We start from the raw sequence: 22,030 nt of genomic DNA on the forward strand, positions 1-22,030 counted from the left end.
GGAGGAGGCAAGATGCAAGAAAATTTAGTGCAAAAAATTGTGGAAGAAGTTCTGCAACAGGTCTTAAAAAATCAATCTTCCCCTCCACATGACGGTAAAATTCCGATTGGTGTTTCTGCCCGCCATGTCCATCTTGCACAAGCAGAAGTGGAACAGCTCTTTGGTGAAAATTATCAGCTCACACCGAAATTCGAGCTTTCACAGCCAGGGCAATTTGCTGCGGAGGAAACTGTAGTAATTGCAGGTCCAAAAGGGTCAATTGAGCGCGTGCGTATTCTTGGTCCCGCTCGTTCCTTATCTCAAGTGGAAGTAAGCTGGACAGATGCTATGAAATTAGGTCTGAAGCCACCATTAAGAATTTCTGGTGATATTCAAGGTTCCAGTCCTGTTACATTAATTGGTCCAAAGGGAAGTGTTGTGTTAAAGGAAGGCCTCATTATTGCACAGGCACATATTCATATGTCCCCAGCGGATAGTGCGAGATTCCAAGTCGCAGATGGGCAATCTGTCCAAATTAAGGTAGAAGGTATTCGCCCAATTATTTTATCGAATGTGGTTATCCGTGTTTCAGAGCGTTATCGCTTAGAAATGCATATTGATACAGATGAAGCAAATGCAGGGTTAATTCAACAAGGAACGCTTGCAGAAATCGTGCATCATCAAGTAAGTGAACCTATGATCACTGTGAAAGAGCAGTCGCCAGTCGTACAGAAAGTAGAGCAACCGTCCGTCTATCATTATGACAAAAAGCTACTTTCACAAATAGAAGTGCTCGATATCGATGCACAAGAAATTGTCGTTCCAAAGAAAACCATTGTGACAGCATTGGCTTATGATAAGCTGCGAGAGTTAAATAAAACATTAACGATTCGTTCAGAGTAATTAGACAATGTGTGTCGCATAAAGAGGGTGAAGTTCATGCAAATGGGAAGAGTGATAGGCAGTGTATGGGCAACACGCAAGGAAGAGGGACTGAATGGTTTAAAGCTACTAATCATTCAACCTATTGATTCCAATCAACAGCCGATTCGCACAGAAATGGTTGCAGCTGATCGTATAGGAGCGGGTATTGGTGATGATGTCCTGATTACAAGTGGTGGGTCATCTCGCTATATCATGAAAGATAATCCGTTACCGATTGATGCAGTTGTCATTGGTATTATTGATTCTACGGAAGTAATGAGAGGTGAGGACAATGAGTAGCGCAATTGGAATGATCGATACAAAAGGATTAGTAGGCTCTTATGAAGCTGCTGATGCGATGATTAAAGCGTCAGACGTCACAATCGTCAAACAAGAGTTTGTGGATGGTGGCATCGTGACGATTGTCGTGAAGGGTGACGTAGGTTCTGTACAAGCCGCAGTAGAGGCTGGAAAAGCAGCCGCTATGCGTGTTGGTGAATTATTAGGCGCTCACGTCATTCCGAGACCTGATGAAGATGTCTTTAAAATGATTAAAGGACCAGAGGCACCAAAGAAAAAGGCTGTCTCTGCACCAGCAGCAACGCGTGCTAAAAAAACAACAGAAACAACATCAGCGACAGATAATCGAGGTGATGCATAATGGCATTTCGTAAAAATAAAATCGCTGTTATTGGAGCAGGCCACACCGGTTCCACACTGAGTTTATTTTTAGCACAGAAAGAATTAGGCGATGTAGTGCTTGTTGATATTCCAGAGGCCGAGAACCCGACAAAAGGGAAAGCTTTGGATTTGCTACAAACAGGCCCCATCGAAAAATTCAATGTGTCCATTAAAGGCACGAGTCAATATGAAGATATCGCTGGTGCGGATATTGTTGTCATTACAGCAGGTATTCCACGTAAACCAGGGATGAGTCGTGATGACTTAGTCACAACAAATGCTAAAATTATTCAACAGGTTTCAAGACAAATTAAACACTATGCTCCAAATAGTATTGTTGTTGTGTTGAGTAATCCTGTTGATGCCATGACGTATGTGTGTCATAAGGAAACAGGCTTTGCCAAAAATCGTATCATTGGTCAATCTGGTGTATTAGATACAGCTCGCTTCAACACATTTGTGGCGCAGGAGCTTCACATAGCACCAGAGGATGTATCAGGCTTCGTCCTAGGAGGACATGGCGATGAAATGGTACCATTAATCCGTTATTCCTATGCAGGCGGCATTCCATTAGAGAAACTAATTCCTCAGGAACGACTACAGCAAATCGTGGAGCGTACGCGTAAAGGCGGCGGTGAAATTGTTGGCTTACTAGGTAATGGTAGTGCCTACTATGCACCAGCAGCAGCGTGTGCCCAAATGGTTGAAATTATTATCAAAGATCAACGAAAAATTATCCCTTCTATTGCCCTATTAGAAGGAGAATATGGGTACCACGATCTCTTTTTAGGGGTACCAACTATTTTAGGTGGCAATGGCATCGAATCTGTCATTGAATTGCACCTAACAAATGAAGAACAAACAGCCCTTCAGCACTCTGCAGAGGCTGTGAAACAGGTAATTGCTATTTGCCAAAACATTGAATAGAGTAAACAGACTCTATTTTTCAATGGATCGAAAGAATCCCCAACTTTCTTTCCAATAAAGCTTCATGATAGCTCAAAAAATGTTTGATTGGAAACCGAACATGACTTGAAGGCTAGTATAAATCCCCAATTATATAGAAAGCTCTCCTGTATTTATGGGAGCAGAAACTGTAGCAGACTTTAAAGTTTGCTGCAGTTTTTTTCATTCACAACTTATATCATAAAAATCATTATCGCTTCTACTATAATGAAATTAGGAGGGATGTGGATGAACAACATTGTACAGGAGATGATTGATTGGATTGAGCGTCACCTATCAGAAGGATTTTCATTGGAGCAATTAGGAAAGGATATGGGTTATTCTCCTTATTACTGTTCTTTTAAATTCCATCAGGCGACAGGGATGACGATTAAAAAATATAGATCACTACGTAAAATTTATCTTTCTACTATTGCATTAAAAGATCCCCAAAAGAAAATAATCGACATCGCCTTTCACTACGGCTTTTCATCGCAGGAATCCTTTTCTAGAGCTTTTAAAAGGTACTTTGGTATAAGTCTGAATGATTACAGAAAGTCCCCTCAACCTTTACAAACCTTTGTAAAGTTGAGATTACAGGAGGATGGAGGATGGTTGACGATGGATATTTCCCAGAAATTAAAAATTGAAGCATTACAAGAGAAGAACAATGCGCAATACGGTCAAGAGCTATTGAATGTATTAAATGGTCAAATGATGTATGAGGAGTTCACAAAACAACAATTAATGGGCAACAGTGATTACGTTCCTTTCAATGAAGCGATGTGTGCGAATCCAACGATTAATCCGATTTTCAGTGAAGAATTTAATAAACTGCGCGCTATAGGGCATGAGGTGTCTTTACAACAATATGAGCAGGTGACATTGAATCCGTTAAAGCCATTGTTAACAAATGACTATGAATGTATTGTTTTATGGTTTGGAGATGATATGTTTTGTCAGATGAATTTATTGACAGTCCTCGCTTTCCTAGAGCAACAAAGCTATCAAGGCAAAGTCTATTATTATATGGTCAAGGAAATGACCTATGAAGTGGAAGAAACAGAGATAGAACTTGGACCGTATGGGGAGGTCTATCAGGAGGTATTGATGCACCATCGTCTACCCAAGACAACGCTTATACCTGTCATGTATCAGGGCATTCAATTATTTTTCAGCTATTTAAATGAAGAGAATGAGATCACTACGTATATAAAAAAACACCTCCATCTATCCCAAAATGACCTGTTAAAGCAATTATTTTCCCTATTTCCACACTATGGATTGGGGGATAGACAATATATTAAAATAATAGAGAAGATAAAAAAGGAATATTCTGAATGATTATCCTAGAAAGTCCGCAATATACAAAATTTTCGAAAATATGATAAAATAATAACGTGAAAAGGAGGATGAATGCATGACTGTTCAACAATTTACAGACTATGTGAAGAAAATGCAGCATTATGAGGAAGCGCTCAATGTGATTTATTGGGATATGCGGACGGGTGCACCGAAAAAGGGGTTAGCACAACGTTCTGAGGTAATTGGTACATTATCAGCCTCCTTATTTGATATGCAGACGAGTGAAGAACTAGGAGAGCTTCTAGCAGCATTAGAGTCACAAAAAGCTGATCTTGACTATGTAACACTGCGTCTAGTAGAAGAAGTAAGAAAGAATTACGATCAAAATAAAAAAATTCCTGCGAATGAATACAAAGAATTCGTCATTCTTCAATCGAAGGCAGAAACGGCTTGGGAAGAAGCGAAGGCAACGAATAATTTTGCTCTATTCTTACCATACCTAGAAGAAATCATTCAATGGCAGAAAAAATTCATTCAATATTGGGGCATTAAAAATGGATCTCCCTACAATACATTACTAGATTTATATGAGCCAGATATGACAACAGATGTCGTAGATCAAGTATTTGGTGAATTACGAGAATCTATTGTGACGCTTGTTCAAAAAATTGCTCATTCATCGAATAAACCTGATACTAGCATGCTATTTAAGCATTTCCCGCGAGAGGCACAGCGTGAAATATCGTTAGAATTGCTTACTCAGCTCGGCTATGACTTTGATGCTGGTCGCTTGGATGAAAGTGTCCATCCATTTATGATCGGCTTAAATTATGGTGACGCTCGTATTACGACTAAATATGATGAAAATGATTTCCGTTCAGCTATTTTTGGCACGATTCATGAGTGTGGTCATGCGATGTATGAGCAAAACATTGATGAAAAACTTGCAGGTCTGCCATTAGCTACTGGTACATCGATGGGGATTCATGAATCCCAATCATTATTTTATGAAAACTTTGTCGGTAGAAATGAAAAGTTCTGGGAGCATAACTATGAGCGTCTTCAACACTTCTCACCAGCTCAATTTGGCGATGTTGCATTAGCCGATTTTTTACGTGCCATCAATATGGTAGAACCATCATTGATTCGCATTGAAGCAGATGAACTAACATATCCATTACATATCATGATTCGCTATGAAATTGAACGTGACCTCTTCAATGGCGATTTACAGGCGAAGGATCTCCCACAGGTATGGAATGATAAATATGAGGAATATTTAGGTATTCGTCCTGAGACAGATGCACAGGGAGTATTACAAGACATGCACTGGTCAGGTGGCATGTTTGGCTATTTCCCATCCTATGCGTTAGGAATGATCTATGCAGCGCAATGGAAGCACGCGATGGACAAGGATATTCCTAATTTTGATGAATTACTAGAAAAGGGAGAGCTACTACCTATTCGTGAGTGGTTAACAGACAAGGTCCACCAATATGGAGCATTGAAAAAGCCATTCGAGCTATTACAAGAAGCGACAGGGGAAGGCTTAAATGCGAAGTACCTAGCAGACTATTTACAAGAAAAATATACGAAACTCTATCAATTATAAAGTGAAAAGAGCGATTTCTCGTTACAGAGAAATCGCTTTTTTATAGGAAGATGCGTTTGGATGCTTACCACAATTGATAGCCTTTGGAGCCGGCTGGTGAGTTTGAAATAATATCGATAATTGGTACTGTGTAAGCGAATAAAATTAAGGCTACTAAAATAACAAGCCATATTTTAAAGTTTTCTAAAATAGCTGGTGTCGGACCGCTAAGCTCATGTACATCACCTACTGGGAATTCCTCTTCGCCTTTAGGTGCGAACCAAGCTAATTTCACCACGATATAAATGATCACTAGGATGGCGATAAAGAGAATTGTTCCACCCACAGCTTGTGCGATTTGATAAGGAATCCAATCGTAAGCCTGCTGAGCGCCACCATATTCTGAGTAATCTGAGCGACGAGGCGCACCAATCAGACCAGCAATATGCATTGCTGAAGACATAATCGTCATACCAGTAGCCCATAAGATACCAGCGAAATTACTAAGATTATTTAAAGACTTCGAAAGTGTACGGCCTGTTAAATGTGGAATTAACCAGAATGCCGCACCGAAGTAAGTTAAAACAACAGCTGTGGCAATCGTTAAATGGAAATGCCCTGTAACCCAAATAGTATTATGAATTAATTGGTTCATTTGATAAGAGGCATTGACAATTCCGCCTGCACCACCTGGAATAAATGACACCATACCGATAAATGGTACGAAGAAACGAGCATCCTTCCAAGGTAATTTTTTAAACCAACCAAATAGTCCTTTGCCACCTAATTCACGTCCACGTAACTCGAACATTGCAAACATCGAGAAGGCCGTCATGAGAGAAGGCACGATTACAGCAAATGTTAAAACAACTTGAATGAACTTCCATGTACCATCAATACCAGGCTCTGTTAACTGATGGTGAATCCCAACAGGAATAGAGAAGAGTAAGAACAGCATAAACGAAAGTCTTGCTAAAGAATCGGAGAAAATTTTCCCGCCAATTACTTTTGGAATAATCACGTACCACACCATATAGGCAGGTAATAACCAGAAGTATACGAGCGCATGGCCAAAATACCAGAAAAGGGTACGCGATAATGCCACATCGACACGCTCAATTAAACCTAAGGACCATGGTAACAATTGAATTAAAACAGAAGCTGCCACACCAAGCGTTGCCACGAACCACATTAAATTATTAACAACTACCATAAATGATAGTAATGGGCTGCGTTGTCCACTCGCTTTATTTTCTTTGCGCCACTGGACATAACGTAAAATTTGACCTGCGCCGCCAACCCAAGAACCAACTACGACGAATGTAAGACCTAAATAGAAAATCCAATGTGCCTTTAATGGCGCATAGAATGTATAAAGAACAGTTGCCTTATTCAATAAAACCATCGTTGCTGCAGCAGCTGTACCAATAGTCATTAACCAAAAACCAATCCAGCCAAGTTTTCTCTGAGTATCAGTGAATGTACCAGATGTTCGACTTACGCTTGCAATTTGGAAGCCGTAAATAAAGAATGTAGTTAATATAAGACCGAGTAATACACCATGAACTGTTAGTACTTGATAATAACCAATGCCTGCTGGTAATGTAAATTGACCAGAGCGTACAAAAACCTGTAATAAACCTGCAAGACCACCTAATAACAATGCGATAAATGCCACGTAAATATGTGCCATTGCTAGCTTTGCATCTCGACGATCCACTTTTGTCATTGAATTAGTGTGACTCATTTGAATCCACCACCTTTAGCATAGAGTGCATCATCGTATGTCCAGTACCACAATACTCATTACATACGATTAAAAACTCGCCAACCTTATTGACTTCTGTCACATATTCCGAAATATAGCCAGGCTCAAGCATCATATTGATATTCGTACCTGCAACCTCAAAACCATGCATAACATCCTCGCTTGTTGCGATAAATTTCACTTTTGCACCAAGTGGAACCTCAATTTGTGGAGGATTATAATTGAATGCAGAAGCAATTACCACCACTTCGTAATCCCAATCCTTACCTTCTACCTTATGGACACCTGGATTATCAAAAGGTGCTGTCTCTTTCACTTTCTCGTAATCTAGTGTTTTTTTACCATTGTTTGGATGGGAGCCTTGATGAAATGCTCCGATACCGAGAATGATCAGGAATGCCACTAAAGTGGTAACTCCAAACACAAGCCAGTATTTCTCATACTTATGTATGTGCATATGTTTCTGTCCCTTCTTCGTAGATTAAAACCGTCCAATGAACAAATCGAAGCAGTACACCCAAAGTAAAATGATGATAATACCTACTCCAAAAACTGCATAGAGTGAACCTTTTAAATTTTCATCTGACTTCTTTTTATTTGCCATTTTTGCTCCTCCTACGCTTTTTATTGTTGTGTTTCTTACAGTCATCATATAAAAATCCCCTGCATTTTGATGTGAAAAAAATCACACTTCTAGAAGAATTATGTGAAGAAAGTGTGAAGGATTTAAGAGAGAAAAAAAACAAGCCATCTCAAAAGTCATTGAGATGGCTTGCTTAATGATTGTAATTAACTTTTTTTAATAAAAATAATAGATTTTAAGGAAGGGAGAACAGTCCTTCTCATTCCCTTGTGGGCGAAAGGCAAATCTTACACATACATGCTGAATGTCTTGCATACAATGTCTTATTTGGAACAGACTTTAAACCTACCAAGCTTCTATTCCGCTTCTTCTTCAATTGTTAATAGAACTGTTAGGGCACCGACGCTTGGGACCGAAACTGGGAGAGCAAAGGCCTTTTCAAAGCCATATAATTTTGTATTGCCCACCATCACTGTTGGCGGAGTGATATCAATTTCTAAGCTTTCTTGCCCAACAGCTGTACATAAATTTCCTGCAATCATGTTACCAAATTCCCCTGTAAAGGATTCTAGCATTTCTCCTTCAAGCGGCATACCGAACATAGTACTACCGATCCCGCTGAACACTTCGGGAGAGGAGTCAATGATAACGCGTCCCTTTAAATCTCCGATTAAGCCAATTAATACGCCCATTTGTTGCTGTTGAAAGGGTTCAGAAATAATACTAGGCGACTTTACTTCTATATCCATAGGAAGAATGGTTTTTAAAGCGTGGATTGTCCCGTTTAAAATAGTTTGAAAGTACTTCGAATTACTCATCATTACCGCATCCTTTTTCCGACTTTTCTACATCTTACCATGTAAAAAGGGTAAGATGAAAGTATGTCTTGACGAATTAACGTGAAATTTATAATATATTAATGAGAATGATTTTCAAATTCAATGTAAACGTCTGAAAACTTAACGAAAAATAACTAAGAAGGAGCGGTTCGCAATGACTTTCGTATTGATTGGAGCAGCAGTAGTGATCTATATTGGAGTTGGAAAATACGTCATGAACCAGGCAACTGCACATTTGAAATAAGAGCTAATACTTGTTAAACATCTATAGGCATGGTCCGAATATTCGGACCATGTTTTTTTGTATTTCTAGGAATGATAAAAAAATTAAATGTTTTTTCGGAATAATTTAATTAAGATGAATTTTTATTTTTTTCTGAAAACTATTGAAATAACCAAGTTTTTCTGTTAAGATTTTAAAAAATGGAATCGCGTTTCATATTTTGGAACGGAGGGGGAAATGAGTTTGAATATTTTAGAAGTAAGCGATTTGAAAATAGGTATTCAACAAAATAAAAAAGATATTGCCATTGTGAATGGAGTATCATTTCAACTTGAAAAAGGAAAAACTTTGGGGATTGTAGGGGAATCAGGTTGTGGAAAAAGCATGACATCACTTTCACTTATGGGATTGTTACCTGCTGGGGTTAACTGGCAAGGTGGAGAAGTTTACATAGATCAAAAACAAATTAATAAAAAGTCGAATAAGGAATGGCGAAAGATTCGTGGGAAAAAAATTTCTATGATATTTCAAGAACCAATGAGTTCGCTCAATCCAGTATATAAGGTTGGTTCTCAAATTATGGAAATGATTCATAGCCATGAAAAAATTTCAAGGAAAGAAGCTCATGAACGTGCCGTTGATATGCTTCGTCTCGTAGGTATTCCTCGTCCAGATAAAGTAGTGAATGAATATCCTCATCAATTATCAGGAGGAATGCGACAAAGGGTTATGATCGCCATGGCATTGGCTTGTGGACCAGAAATATTAATTGCAGATGAACCTACTACAGCATTAGATGTGACAATCCAGGCTCAGATTTTAGATTTAATGAGAGACATACAAGAAAAACTAGATATGTCCATCATTTTAATTACCCATGATCTTGGTGTAGTAGCAGAAATATGTGAGAAAGTAATTGTGATGTATGCTGGTGAAATTGTTGAAGAGGCAACAGTGCTAGATTTGTTTAATTATCCGCTTCATCCATATACAAAAGGGTTATTAAATTCATTGCCTGACATTGAATCAGAACAAGAGTACCTTCCATCAATAGAAGGGGTGGTGCCATCACCATCCGATATGCCTTCAGGTTGTAGATTTTTCGATCGCTGCGAATTTGCAACAGATCAATGTAAAAAGAAGCCTGATCTATATACAACCTCTATTGGTACCAAAGTTAGATGTTGGCTGTACGAAGAGAACGAAGTAGGAGGGGGAATTGTCAATGGGCAGTCCATTGTTAGAAGTTAAACACTTAAAGAAATATTTTCCAGTTAAAGGATCACGTTCAGGTCATTTAAAAGCAGTAGATGATGTTTCATTTTTTGTAAATGAGGGTGAGGTTTTAGGAATTGTCGGAGAGTCTGGGTGCGGAAAGTCCACTATGGGTAAAACATTAATTCAGCTTCTAACACCTACTGAGGGTGAAATTTTACTGAATGGAGAAAATATTGCCACTCTTAGCCCAAAAGAGGTACGTCAAAAGCGCCGTGATATGCAAATCATCTTTCAAGACCCTTTTTCTTCCCTTAATCCTCGTATGAAGGTGTTTAAAATAATCGAAGAACCTTTGGTGAATTTTGGAATAGGTACAAAGGAAGAGAGAAAACAACGCGTTTATGAAGTAGCTAAACAGGTTGGACTTACACAAAAGCAGTTAGAACGTTTTCCACATGAATTTTCAGGTGGTCAAAGACAACGGATTGGAATTGCTCGAGCATTAGTGTCCAATCCAAAATTGATTGTTGCAGATGAACCAGTATCTGCTCTGGATGTTTCCATTCAATCTCAAGTATTAAATATTATGAAAGATTTAAAAAAGGAAATGAACCTTACCTACATTTTCATATCACATGATTTAAGTGTAGTGCATCATTTTTGTGACCGCATAGGGGTAATGTATTTAGGAAAGTTAGTGGAAATGGCAGATAAACACGAATTATTTAATAATCCTAAACATCCATACACAAAAGCTTTACTATCGGCATTACCAAAATCTCATCCTTCAAAAGTAAAGGAGCGAATTGTGCTAAGTGGAGATGTTCCCAATCCTGCTAATCCACCATCGGGTTGTACATTCCATACACGATGCCCAAACTGCATGGAAATATGTAAAGTGACACCTCCAAAATTCAAAAAAATTGGCGATAAGCATGAAGTTTCCTGTTTACTTTATGAAGAGCAAATGGAGCGATTAACATGAGCAAAACATTGGAAAAAGGTATTAATATTTTAACGTTATTTACTGAAGAAAAACCTTCTTGGCGGTTAGACGAGCTAGCGATCGAAACGGATATTCCTAAACCGACTTTACATAGGTTTTTAAAAACATTTACAGATTTAGGCGTATTAAAACGTCCTTACGTTCAAAGCGGTGGACAGTTAGTATTGAGTGATCATTATCTACTTGGGAATAAACTCATTGAATTAGGTGCAATTGCTGCAAATTCAATTGAAATTCGTTCTTTGGCTATACCGTATATGAAGATGTTGCAACAGAAGTTTGACTTGGCTGTTCAACTAAGCATACTGGATGAAACAGATGGTCTTTATATCGAAAAAATCGAAAGTTTAAAACCAGTTTTATTATATACACGGGTGGGGAGAAGAGCACCTCTTTATGCAGGCGCTTGTTCAAGAATACTTTTATCCTTTCAATCAGAGGAAAAAATTAGTGAGGTACTTCAAAAAACTCGTAAAAAATATGCTAGTGGAACACCTGTTACTGATGAAGAGATATTTGAACTAATTGAATTTGGGAAAAAAAATGGCTATGCCTACAGCGTGTCAGAATTGGAAGAAGGCACTGTATCAATAGCAGTACCGATTTTCAATAGTGAACGCAAGGTAGAATACTCGATTAGTATAGCGGGCATAGAGACACTCATACCAAAAGAAAAAATAAATGAATTTTTAGAAGGTCTGTGGGAAACGGCAGCTTCAATATCTGCTGAACTAGGTTATTCGATGCCATATCCTTATGGCGTATAGATAGCACAAATACAAAAGGGGATGAACAATGTATGAAGAAACAAAAATGGATTGCGCTATTACTTGTTTGTATAATGATTGTTTTAACAGCATGTAGTGGCGGTACATCATCAAAAGACGAAAGTAAAAATAGTAGTAAATCATCTGGTGAAAATCCAGCAGCAACACGTGGAAATGAATTAGTTATTCGTGTGGCAGGAGACCCACAAAACTGGGACCCAATTGATACATTTTTACTTGCTTGGAGTACAGTAGCAACATCGGTATTTGAAGGATTAGTTAGTCGTTCTTTAGATTTAGAAATTCAACCAGGGTTAGCGGAATCTTGGGAATATATAGATGATAAAACGATTGTTTTTAAACTACGACAAGGTGTTACCTTCCATAATGGCGAACCGTTTAATGCGGAAGCAGTTAAATTTACATTTGATCGTCTACTAGGAGAAGAAGGTCAACAAGGTCCGCAATATTCAAACTATACGTCGATTGACAATGTTGAAGTGACAGGTGACTATGAAGTCACTATGCACCTAAATGCCATTGACCCAGTATTATTGACTAAACTTTCAGGATATGGTGCTGTCATCGTACCACCTAAATATATCCAAGAACAGGGTGCAGAGAATTTTGACATGAAGCCTGTTGGTACTGGTCCATTTAAAATGACTGATTATCAACGTGATAAACAAGTAGTTATTGAGCGATATGAAGATTATTGGAATAAAGATGCTATTAAACTAGATAAAGTAACATTTAAAGTGATTCCAGAGACAGCGACGGCACTGGCAGAATTACAAACAGGAAATATTGATATTATGACACGTTTAGAGGTTTCGCAAGCGGCAACAGCAGAAGGAACTGATTTCATTGAATTAAAGGATGTGTCCACTCCTACAGCGTATTCAATTCGTTTTGATACAGCACAAAAGCCTGTTGATGATGTACGTGTTCGTCAAGCGATTAACTATGCCATTGATAAGGAAACAATAGTGAAAGAAATTTTAGGTGGCTATGGCAACCTCATTAGTTCGTTCCAAAGTAATCTATCTTTTGGCTATAACAAAGATTTAGAGCCATATCCATATGATCCAGAAAAAGCAAAAAAATTACTTGCAGAAGCTAAGGTTCCTGAAGGTACTACACTTGAATTCTTTATTCCAGGTACGGATGGAACATTTAAAGAAATAGCCCAAGCAGTAGCATTTTATTTACAAGAAGTGGGATTAAAAGTTTCTATTAATAGTGTGGAAAATACTACATTCCAATCAGAGTTAATACCACAAGGGAAAGCTGGTCAAATGTATAAAAATGGCTGGGGTGGTTGGACTTTAGATTTTGATAATACAGCTTATTTAATGTATCACGAAGGGGAATTCTGGAATCCATCCTATAAAAATGAAAAAGTTGAACAATTATTAGCGGCAGAGCGAGCAACGATTAATAATGAGGAGCGTCAAAAAATCTTTAAAGAGCTGACAGAAGTGTTATATGAAGATGCTGCAGAAGTTAATTTATATTCTGAGGTTGAAATATACGCAGTGAATAAACGAATAAAAGATTTCCAACCACCTCATGATGGCCGCTTTAGATTTGAAGGTGTCACTGTCGAGTAAGTAAAAAATTATGAGATAGTATGCTTGTCATACTATCTCTTTCATTTCAAATTAGGAGGATGGAATTATGCTTTCCTATATACTACGACGTTTATCGCATACAGTGTTGGTGATAATTGCTGTCTCATTAATTATATTTTTCGCCATTCGTTTAACGGGGGATCCGGTAAGCATCATGTTCGGTGCTGGGGAACCTTCACAACAAGCAGTAGAGGAACTGACAGCAAAGTTGGGTTTAGATAAGCCTATTTGGGAGCAATATATCATATTCATGAAAGATTTAGTAACGCTTGATTTTGGTACATCGTATCGTTCGAATAGTCCAGTTTTGGAAATGTTGTTAGAACGAGCATGGCCAACACTAGCACTTGCTTTAGGGGGGATGACTGTAGCATTGTTAATCGCTATTCCTATCGGTATCCTATCTGCAGTTTATAAAGGCAAGTCCATTGATATTTTTGGTCGTATTTTTTCTTTATTAGGTATCTCTTTCCCTAATTTTTGGTTAGCGTTTATGCTAATCTTGATCTTTGCTGTTCAGTTAAAATGGTTACCTGTATCGGGCTTTGATGGGTTTAGCTCATTGATCCTTCCATCCATTGCATTGGGTCTGATTTTATCTGGTATTTTAGTTCGATTAATTCGTACCTCTATGCTTGAGGTGCTTAAAATGCAATATGTGACAACTGCTCGAGCAAAAGGAATTAGAGAATGGCTTGTCATTATTCGACATGCCTTTCGAAATGCCTTATTGCCAACTGTGACGTTTGTTGGGTTACAGTTCGGTGGACTTTTAGGGGGGGCTGTTATTGTAGAGCAAGTATTTTCTTGGCCAGGAATCGGAAGATTAATTGTTGATTCTATTAATCAACGAGATTATCCAGTCGTACAGGGTGGAGTAATTCTCCTAGCTCTTATCATGATTGTCGTTAATCTAATTGTGGATTTATGTTATTCATTAATTAACCCAAAAATACGCACTGGAAGAGGTGACAATTAATGACACAGATAATGGAAGCAGAAACAGTCGAAATAAAAAAGGTTAGTAGAATAATAAGTATTTTAAAGTTTATTAAAAATAATCCAACTGGGATAATCGGTCTATTATTAGTTGTCACGACTATTCTATGTGCGATATTTGCCCCTTATATTGCTCCACATGATCCAGGAGCAGCTAGCTTAGGACATCGTCTAGATTTGCCTAAATGGTTAGACGATACTGGTAAATCTCAATATTTACTTGGGGGAGACCAAGTTGGACGGGATTTGCTAAGTAGGATTATATATGGTGCTCGTATTTCCCTTTTGGTAGGGATTTGTGGTGTGCTCATTTCGTTAGTCCTTGGAACATTTCTTGGAATTGTGTCAGGGTATTTTGGGAAATGGATGGACGATTTAATCATGAGGTTAGCTGAAGTTCAATTAGGTCTGCCATTTATTTTACTAGCAATTGTAATTATGAGTGTATTTGGAACAGGGATTGAAAAAATCATTATTATTCTTGGACTTACATATTGGGTTAGTTTTGCTAGGCTAATTCGAGGGGAGATTTTAGCTCTAAAGGAACAAGAATATATACAGGCTGCAAAGGCAATCGGAGGCACACATTTTAAAATTATCCTTAAGCACATCTTACCAAATGTTGCTTCTTCGATTTTAGTGTTAGCAACGATGTGTATCGCAGAGTTTATCTTATTAGAGGCTTCACTAACATTTTTAGGGTTAGGTGTTGAACCGACAGTACCTTCGTGGGGCGGAATGTTAGCAGACAGTCGGAATTATATGACGTCAGCTTGGTGGATTTCTGTATTTCCAGGTATTGCAATTATGTTAACTGTACTAGGCTTTAATTTACTAGGAGATTGGCTACGAGATCGCTTAGATCCAAATATGAAAGTTTAGGTGATAGTGTGAACTCTAAAATATTTTCAATTTTATTTAATAAGAATGAAACCCTAAAAAAGCCTTCTTTATTTATAAACTTACCTACAAATCTTGTTCCAATCGGATTGATTGATTTTTGTGCGAGGTTAGGCTTAGAGTCAAATGAAATAGATTTTGATTTATTTCAAGCGTCTAATCAGCAGTACTCAATGGAATTTTTACAACATAGTAGTACATTTATTTCACAGAATGGGTCTATCTTTACACTCTATTATGAGACTGAGTCTTCGCTGTCAACGTTGTTAAGTACGATAGCAAGTGAAGGAATGGCCGAAACGCATACAGATATTCCATCCTCTTATTATGAAAGTTTAAGTCATCTGTGGTCAGCCTATGGAACTGGTGAGAAGGACGAGGCACATCCACATCAGCATTTAAGTGTGAAAATTAATTTACAACAAGAAATCACGTCAAACGCCATTATAAAAGAAGTTTGCTATCTTGCATTACGTTTAGGACTGTATGCTACCTCTGTTTCTTTACCAGTTGTCACAGAAGATCATCGACAGTTCTCGATTGATATCAAGCAAGGAACTGAAAATTTCATGGAGTTAAGTTCTAGAAACGTTATTCAAATTTGTGGTACTAAAGATTGCTTACCGACTGTCCTACATTCAATAGCAAAAGAAAAGCATGTGTCTGAAGGTGGCTTATTTGGTGTTTGGGAGCTAAACGAAAAACAAGTAAATGTAGCAGATTTGTTGTATGAAACAACATGGGAAGATGAATCGGAAGCATCGTATATTTTAAATGCTTTGCAAGATGAACCAAATAAAATGCTTGATGCTGAAATCTATCTTACAGCTTCTAAAAAAAATCGAGATGAATATTGTTTAGATTTGTATAAGAAATTTTCAAATTTAAAGACAATTACAGTTCGCTCTGCGTTTAAAACAGGGTTATACTGGATATTAGAGGAAGTACTTCCATCTGTTTCGGGTCATTTTGAACAAGTAAAAATAATATGTAAAGATGGGGTTAATCAAAATGGTTTAGAACAACATAATCGCTGGATTATGGAACTTTACCCAGTGGACGAATTGATTGAAATGCAATATGGCATACCGAAAGAAAATGTACAATTTGAGCTTTCAAGCACACAGCAGCACATCTATAGTGTCTATGTTGATGATCTATTAATTGCTGAATTAAATCCGCTGATTAGTGAATTGGATTATGTTGATGGTCAGAGAAAAGTCTATCCAACTACAGCGGGGTATAGGTTATTTGAAGATGGGAAACTGGTTCAAGAAAATGCAATATTGTCAGATCGTGAGCGTTTCTATAAAACGTATATCAATGAGTTTCTTCCTCAGATAGTGGGAAAATTAAATATTGATGTAACAAATCGTGATCAAGGACAATTGTTCCCTTTATTTGATCGCATCGAAATTGACTTTACTTCATCTGGAATTGAAGAAGAATTAAACGTGAAGCAAGAAGCAAACTCGTCCTTTGAAGCGTTATACGAAGACCTTTATTTTAACACGCTTGATTATTTTAATGAACTCGGTCGCCGATTAGTTAATCAACCTTATCAAGCTCCTGGTGGTATTATTCCCTTTATTCATATAGAGGAAAATATTTATAAGCCTATTAAAAGTGTAATACGGGCATACAAATGGCATGAAAAAACCAATTTAGTTCCAGTTACAAAAAGAATTTTATTTAACCAAGAGGGGCAATTTGAAACAGTAGAAATGTATTTAGGTAATTATCTGAAAGTAATGAAAATGAATGATAATTTAAAATACAAAATTAAAAATGTTTATCAACTATCAACGCGGTATCAAAATTATTCTGAGGTCAAACTAAATTATGGGGATATATCTTACAAAGGGAATGTCATTCCATTTTTTGAAGTGACTGAGCCTATTACTAGTGACTTTTATTCAGGACTTAAAAAATCGGATGAAAAGCATACGATTGTCTTTGAAGCGGGCCATCATCCAAACGAAGTATCTAGTACACCTGCTATATTAGAGCTCATGGAAGATATTATTTGTCACCATCCTGAAATCTTAAAAAAGATTAATATAATCATTATTCCGCTATCAAATCCAGATGGTTATGAAATAATGGAGAGCTTGACAAAAGAACATCCAAAATGGAAACATCATGCTGCAAGATTTAATGCGGTAGGTTTAGAGTTTGCCTATGTCAAATTCCAAGAAAGTGTATTTGGTGAGGCAAATGTTTTACCACTTATCTTAAAAAAATGGGCACCTGATATAGTGATTGATGATCATGGAATCCCTGCTCGTGAATGGGTTCAACCATTCGCAGGATATGCGTGTCCACCTATTTTCCCTGTTTCTTACACGCTTCCAAGTGCTAAGATCTACGGAATTGGTCGATATGCGGATTATGATACGAGGGAAGTCCAGGCTACGAATCTAGAACGAGTAGCTGAAAAAGTGAATATGATTTTTGAGGGTACAATATTTGCCCAAGAAAATGCATATTGGCGTGAACGCTACTATAAATATGGCACAAAGTGGGATCCACAAAAGTACCCAATTGAAGAAATGGGAAATATAAATTTTTATCGAAGTATGGAAGTTACGCCAACATACTCATCTGTAAGTATATTACGCTACCCGCAGTGGGTGGCTCTAGATATCATTTCTGAAGTGTCTGATGAAATTGTTTATGATGAAGAATTAACTTCTTGTATTGAAGCACATAAATTATTTAATCAAGCTATTATTGAAGCAGCACTTTCTACTAAAGTAAATAAAATTAAACAATTTGGACGCTACTTTAAAAAACGTCCGATAGAAATCAGGTGACAAATATGACAAAAATATTAGTAACAGGGTTTGAACCATTTCTTGATTTTAAAATAAATCCAACAATGCAAATTGTGGAAGCATTAAATGGAAAGAAGATAGATAGCTATGATATCGTCGGACGAATTTTATCTGTTGATTTTCAGCAATCAGCGGAGCAATTAAAACAACATATAGAAGAAGTGAAACCACAAATCATCATTTCATTAGGGTTAGCAGGAGGACGTTTTAAAGTAACACCAGAGCGCATTGCCATTAATGTGAAAGACGGAGAGCCTGATAATAATGGCTATACACCCGTTGATGAGAGTATCTATGAGGAGGGGGAGGATGCTTATCTAACAAACTTACCGATTCGCAGTATGGTAAATCGTTTGCAGGCAGAAGGATATCCAGCGGAAATCTCTAATACAGCGGGTACATACTTGTGTAATAACATTATGTATGAAGGGCTTGCTTATGCCCAGCAACATAAAGGGGTTCGTGCTGGCTTTATTCATATTCCAGCATCATTTGAGCTGGCAATCCAACATGGCAAAATTCCCGGCTGGAATATCGGAGATTTGATAGCTGCAGTAAAGCTTTGTATTGAGGAGACGGCACGTGCAACCAATCATTGATTTTCCTCATTCGATGTGGATTAGTCAACATACTATTCGTTTTGCATTCAAGGAGGAAATCTCCCACTCAAACTTTCACGCGGTCCAAACGTTTAATCGTTTTCTGAAACAGCAGCTACGACATAACCTAGTTGAAAGTGTTGCAAGCTACCATACAGTAACAGCTTATATTAAACAAAATATAGATGTTGAACGTTTAGAAATGCAGTGGCTTGAGATGCAAGCCTCCACAACAATTGATAAAGGAACGAATCGATTTTTAAAAATACCTGTCTGCTATGATGAGGAATTTGCCTTAGATTCAAAGCGCGTCATGAATTTTACAGGTTTACCTTTTGAGGACATTAAAACATTGCATATGTCCAAAAGCTATTATGTGTATTTAATCGGCTTTTTACCAGGCTTTCCTTACTTAGGCGAGCTTGATTCTAAATTATTTGTGCCACGCTTACAGAAACCAAGGGCATCTGTATCAGCAAGCTCTGTTGGAGTTGGGGGTGGACAAACAGGAATCTATCCTGTCGATTCACCCGGTGGCTGGAATATTATAGGGAAAACACCGTTGGATTTATTTGATGTTCATGGCAAAGAGCCATTTTTATTTGAACTTGGTGATGAAGTTCAGTTTTATGAAATAACCAAACAGCAATTTTGGGAAATGAAAAGCAAAGGAGTGTAGCGTTTGAAGCCACTTCTGCTCGTAACAAAACAAGGGGTTTATGGTAGCTTACAAGACAAAGGAAGGTACGGCTATCGGGCATTTGGTATTCCGTTATCTGGACCAATGGATAACCGATCGTTTCAAGCAGCTCAGAGAATCTTACATCACCACCATGATCAAACGTCTTTTGAAATGTTTGTGGGTGGTTTTGAATTCGAGGCGCTTGCTGATTGTGTTTATGTATTAACAGGGGGGCATAGTACATGCTTGGTTAATCATGTACCAATCGAAATGTGGAAAACATTCCATTTAACGAGGGGAGATAGATTAGCTATCAAGGGTGTCCATCAAGGCTCTATTGTTTACTTAACTCCATTAGGAGGTTTTCGTACAAACGATGAGCTTGGTAGCCAATCCTGCCTTCCGCTTGGCAATTTGGGAACACGGATTACAAAAGGAAGTATTTTGTATGGGCAGGTATCATCGTCTTTAAAATATAATAGAGGGCTATATGCACCCTATCGTCCGAAATTTGACAGTTCCATTACGGTTCGATTGTTTAAAGGACCGCACTTTCATTTATTTACAGAAAAGAGTCAGCAACAATTTTTACAAAATCCTTTTCAATTTATCGGCGGCAATCGTATGGGCTACTACATAAAAGGACCTGCCTTACAACTTCAGGAAATGAAAGATATACTGTCAGAAGCTACACAGTTCGGTACGATCCAAGTGCCGCAAAGTGGTGATCCCATTATCCTAATGGCTGATGCTCAAACAGTAGGTGGCTATCCTATTATTGCGACAGTTCATGAAGAGGATTTACATAAAGTAGCGCAAATGCGTATGTTTAACACTATTCACTTTGTACTGGAGGAAGCATGATGCCAATTGATATTAATTGTGATTTAGGTGAAAGCTATAATGCATTTATCACAGGTAAAGACGAAGCACTATTAGACTATGTAACTTCCATCAATATTGCATGCGGCTACCATGCTGGACATCATTCGATTATGCATCAAATTGTCCGCAGTGCCATTAATAAAAATGTTCATATTGGTGCACATCCAGGCTATCCTGATCGAGAGGGATTTGGTCGCCGCAATATGGAATGTAGCCCAGCTGAAATTTATGATATGTTAGTTTATCAGATTGGTGCCTTACAAGCATTTGTGCAGATTGAAAAAGGTACGCTTCATCATGTTAAACCACATGGCGCTCTCTATAATCAATGCGCGAATGACCGTGAAAAAGCGTTAGCTGTAGTCAATGCAGTGTATGATTTTAATCCACAGCTTATTTTATATGCCTTATCTGGTAGCCTCATCGTAGAGATTGCTAGAGACATAGGGCTTCCGGTATATGAGGAGGTTTTTTCGGATCGACGCTATAACGATGACGGCACATTAGTGAACAGACAGGAACCAAATGCCTTAATACAATCGGAAGAAGAAATGCTAGTGCATGTAAAAGGTATTTTGACTGCTAATGAAGTGTTGTCAGTCCAGTCCCGAAAAATTAAAGTTGCGGTGCAAACCTTATGTATTCACGGTGATGGCCCCCATGCGCTAGATTATGCGAAAAAAATTGGAGGTATTAGACAGCAATTATAATAAAATGTAAGAATGGATGCCCTAAACAAGGCATCCATTTTATTTAGATTGTTGTCACTAGCTCAACAGCTTCTAGCACAATGGGCGTACCAGCAGAAAGTGTACCTGTGACAGTATTGAACGTTATTTCAGTTGTAGAAACTGTATAGGCACCACCCTCCTGAAGAACACCATTGATATATAAGTTATAGTAACCATTTGCGACTTCTGGGAATGCTGTTGCGGCTGTACCGCTATCATTTAAAAACGTTGTTGCAGCGACTGTTGTGCCATCTGCAATGGCTAGTGGTGCAGCTAAGACGTTAAAAAATCTTGTAGAACTACCGGTTACATTGACGTGAATATTAATAATGGAAAGTGCCACCCGTTTCACCTCCTTTCATTTCCTTTATTTTGTTGTAAAGCCTAGCGATTCAATAATAATGGGTGTTCCTCTATACAATGTCGCATTATAGGGTACGATTGTCAGGGAGGCTGGGGTTACCGTATAAATACCGCCTTCCTGCATTACTGCATTAATATAAAGGTTAACGTAACCATTGGGTGAAAAAACTGCAAACTCAGTAACGGAATTTGCTTCATCATTCCAAAAGAGATCGGCTGGAAGAGTTGCCCCATTAGATAGATCAAGATCGGCTGTAACGATATAAAAATATCGTTGGATCGTTGGTATAACCGTTCCTTCTGGGACTATTTCAGGAGGAGGATTAATGGGTATGCCGCTAGTTGCCTTTATACGGGGCCAGATAAATCGATCCTCACAGTTACATGAGCAATATTTTTCAATGATTTGATGAGGCTTAGGATTCATCATATGGCATCACACTCCCTTCATAAAAAAATATAACTTTGCCCCGAATATGCTTACTATAAAATATGAAGTAAATACAAAAAGAACTAGTTGACCATCTATCATTTGGCATAGATTTTTTGTATAAACATGTTTTTGTAAGGA

General features: G+C 37.9%; 23 protein-coding genes. 17 read left to right on the forward strand and 6 right to left on the reverse strand.

Features of this window, described 5'->3' with window-relative positions; translation table 11 throughout:
• The first annotated feature begins 12 nt into the window (after positions 1 to 12).
• The 6 genes from MKZ14_RS07550 to MKZ14_RS07575 all read left to right on the forward strand — a co-directional run bounded on the left by MKZ14_RS07550 (position 13) and on the right by MKZ14_RS07575 (position 5,446).
• Positions 13 to 882 carry a phosphate propanoyltransferase gene (locus tag MKZ14_RS07550; RefSeq protein WP_016991931.1) on the forward strand — a complete coding sequence of 290 codons (870 nt, stop codon included), beginning with the start codon at positions 13 to 15 and terminating at the stop codon, positions 880 to 882.
• Positions 883 to 918: 36 nt separating this feature from the next.
• Positions 919 to 1,203, forward strand: a complete 285-nt coding sequence (locus MKZ14_RS07555; RefSeq protein ID WP_004269324.1) for a EutN/CcmL family microcompartment protein — start codon at positions 919 to 921, stop codon at positions 1,201 to 1,203.
• Positions 1,196 to 1,564 (forward strand): BMC domain-containing protein, encoded by a 369-nt coding sequence (locus MKZ14_RS07560; RefSeq protein ID WP_339280773.1) that lies wholly within the window; start codon positions 1,196 to 1,198, stop codon positions 1,562 to 1,564. Before MKZ14_RS07555 ends, MKZ14_RS07560 begins: the two co-directional genes overlap by 8 nt.
• Complete coding sequence (gene mdh, locus MKZ14_RS07565; RefSeq protein WP_016991928.1) at positions 1,564 to 2,511, forward strand: malate dehydrogenase; 948 nt, start codon at positions 1,564 to 1,566, stop codon at positions 2,509 to 2,511. The genes MKZ14_RS07560 and mdh overlap by 1 nt, the downstream gene beginning before the upstream one ends.
• A gap of 267 nt (positions 2,512 to 2,778) precedes the next feature.
• On the forward strand, positions 2,779 to 3,873 hold the full coding sequence (locus tag MKZ14_RS07570; RefSeq protein WP_339280774.1) for an AraC family transcriptional regulator: 1,095 nt from the start codon (positions 2,779 to 2,781) through the stop codon (positions 3,871 to 3,873).
• A 76-nt stretch (positions 3,874 to 3,949) separates the two neighbouring features.
• Positions 3,950 to 5,446 carry a carboxypeptidase M32 gene (locus MKZ14_RS07575; RefSeq protein WP_339280775.1) on the forward strand — a complete coding sequence of 499 codons (1,497 nt, stop codon included), beginning with the start codon at positions 3,950 to 3,952 and terminating at the stop codon, positions 5,444 to 5,446.
• Between the two features lie 64 nt (positions 5,447 to 5,510).
• On the opposite strand, the gene MKZ14_RS07580 is transcribed toward MKZ14_RS07575, so the two are convergent.
• From MKZ14_RS07580 to MKZ14_RS07595, 4 genes are all read right to left on the reverse strand, one after another.
• A complete protein-coding gene (locus MKZ14_RS07580; protein ID WP_016991925.1) occupies positions 5,511 to 7,172 on the reverse strand; it encodes a b(o/a)3-type cytochrome-c oxidase subunit 1 in 1,662 nt (553 codons plus the stop codon).
• Positions 7,159 to 7,650, reverse strand: a complete 492-nt coding sequence (locus tag MKZ14_RS07585; RefSeq protein ID WP_016991924.1) for a cytochrome b5 — start codon at positions 7,648 to 7,650, stop codon at positions 7,159 to 7,161. Before MKZ14_RS07585 ends, MKZ14_RS07580 begins: the two co-directional genes overlap by 14 nt.
• Positions 7,651 to 7,674: 24 nt before the next feature.
• Positions 7,675 to 7,845, reverse strand: coding sequence for a hypothetical protein (locus MKZ14_RS07590; RefSeq protein WP_175400755.1), 171 nt, complete (start codon positions 7,843 to 7,845; stop codon positions 7,675 to 7,677).
• 287 nt (positions 7,846 to 8,132) lie between these two features.
• Positions 8,133 to 8,594, reverse strand: a complete 462-nt coding sequence (locus MKZ14_RS07595) for a chemotaxis protein CheX (RefSeq protein WP_004269332.1) — start codon at positions 8,592 to 8,594, stop codon at positions 8,133 to 8,135.
• A 481-nt stretch (positions 8,595 to 9,075) separates the two neighbouring features.
• On the opposite strand from MKZ14_RS07595, the gene MKZ14_RS07600 reads away from it, so the two are divergent.
• The 11 genes from MKZ14_RS07600 to MKZ14_RS07650 all read left to right on the forward strand — a co-directional run bounded on the left by MKZ14_RS07600 (position 9,076) and on the right by MKZ14_RS07650 (position 21,075).
• Positions 9,076 to 10,089 carry an ABC transporter ATP-binding protein gene (locus MKZ14_RS07600; RefSeq protein WP_026023343.1) on the forward strand — a complete coding sequence of 338 codons (1,014 nt, stop codon included), beginning with the start codon at positions 9,076 to 9,078 and terminating at the stop codon, positions 10,087 to 10,089.
• Positions 10,064 to 11,041 carry a dipeptide ABC transporter ATP-binding protein gene (locus tag MKZ14_RS07605; RefSeq protein ID WP_036077504.1) on the forward strand — a complete coding sequence of 326 codons (978 nt, stop codon included), beginning with the start codon at positions 10,064 to 10,066 and terminating at the stop codon, positions 11,039 to 11,041. The genes MKZ14_RS07600 and MKZ14_RS07605 overlap by 26 nt, the downstream gene beginning before the upstream one ends.
• Positions 11,038 to 11,829 (forward strand): IclR family transcriptional regulator, encoded by a 792-nt coding sequence (locus MKZ14_RS07610; RefSeq protein ID WP_016991920.1) that lies wholly within the window; start codon positions 11,038 to 11,040, stop codon positions 11,827 to 11,829. The genes MKZ14_RS07605 and MKZ14_RS07610 overlap by 4 nt, the downstream gene beginning before the upstream one ends.
• Positions 11,830 to 11,861: 32 nt before the next feature.
• Positions 11,862 to 13,442 carry an ABC transporter substrate-binding protein gene (locus MKZ14_RS07615; protein WP_016991919.1) on the forward strand — a complete coding sequence of 527 codons (1,581 nt, stop codon included), beginning with the start codon at positions 11,862 to 11,864 and terminating at the stop codon, positions 13,440 to 13,442.
• 67 nt (positions 13,443 to 13,509) lie between these two features.
• Entirely contained in the window at positions 13,510 to 14,442 is a 933-nt protein-coding gene (nikB, locus tag MKZ14_RS07620; protein ID WP_036077499.1) for a nickel ABC transporter permease, read from the forward strand.
• Positions 14,442 to 15,344 carry an ABC transporter permease gene (locus MKZ14_RS07625; protein WP_016991918.1) on the forward strand — a complete coding sequence of 301 codons (903 nt, stop codon included), beginning with the start codon at positions 14,442 to 14,444 and terminating at the stop codon, positions 15,342 to 15,344. The genes nikB and MKZ14_RS07625 overlap by 1 nt, the downstream gene beginning before the upstream one ends.
• 8 nt (positions 15,345 to 15,352) lie before the next feature.
• Positions 15,353 to 18,178 carry a M14 family metallopeptidase gene (locus MKZ14_RS07630; RefSeq protein ID WP_339280776.1) on the forward strand — a complete coding sequence of 942 codons (2,826 nt, stop codon included), beginning with the start codon at positions 15,353 to 15,355 and terminating at the stop codon, positions 18,176 to 18,178.
• 5 nt (positions 18,179 to 18,183) lie between these two features.
• Complete coding sequence (gene pcp, locus MKZ14_RS07635; RefSeq protein ID WP_016991915.1) at positions 18,184 to 18,798, forward strand: pyroglutamyl-peptidase I; 615 nt, start codon at positions 18,184 to 18,186, stop codon at positions 18,796 to 18,798.
• The gene (pxpB, locus tag MKZ14_RS07640; RefSeq protein WP_036077491.1) at positions 18,782 to 19,477 is read left to right on the forward strand and encodes a 5-oxoprolinase subunit PxpB; all 696 of its coding nucleotides are present in this window, start codon (positions 18,782 to 18,784) and stop codon (positions 19,475 to 19,477) included. Before pcp ends, pxpB begins: the two co-directional genes overlap by 17 nt.
• A gap of 3 nt (positions 19,478 to 19,480) precedes the next feature.
• Positions 19,481 to 20,344 (forward strand): allophanate hydrolase subunit 2 family protein, encoded by an 864-nt coding sequence (locus tag MKZ14_RS07645; protein WP_339280777.1) that lies wholly within the window; start codon positions 19,481 to 19,483, stop codon positions 20,342 to 20,344.
• A complete protein-coding gene (locus MKZ14_RS07650) occupies positions 20,344 to 21,075 on the forward strand; it encodes a 5-oxoprolinase subunit PxpA (RefSeq protein WP_339280778.1) in 732 nt (243 codons plus the stop codon). The genes MKZ14_RS07645 and MKZ14_RS07650 overlap by 1 nt, the downstream gene beginning before the upstream one ends.
• A 43-nt stretch (positions 21,076 to 21,118) precedes the next feature.
• Here MKZ14_RS07650 and MKZ14_RS07655 read toward each other — a convergent pair whose 3' ends face one another.
• Both MKZ14_RS07655 and MKZ14_RS07660 read right to left on the reverse strand, forming a co-directional pair.
• A complete protein-coding gene (locus MKZ14_RS07655) occupies positions 21,119 to 21,439 on the reverse strand; it encodes a DUF4183 domain-containing protein (protein ID WP_016991913.1) in 321 nt (106 codons plus the stop codon).
• A gap of 24 nt (positions 21,440 to 21,463) precedes the next feature.
• Positions 21,464 to 21,889: a DUF4183 domain-containing protein gene (locus tag MKZ14_RS07660; RefSeq protein ID WP_312124488.1), complete on the reverse strand. Its 426-nt coding sequence runs from the start codon at positions 21,887 to 21,889 to the stop codon at positions 21,464 to 21,466.
• Positions 21,890 to 22,030 lie beyond the last annotated feature (141 nt).

Origin of the sequence: Lysinibacillus sp. FSL P2-0066 (genome assembly GCF_037969495.1) — a bacterium.
Lineage (GTDB): Bacteria > Bacillota > Bacilli > Bacillales_A > Planococcaceae > Lysinibacillus > Lysinibacillus boronitolerans.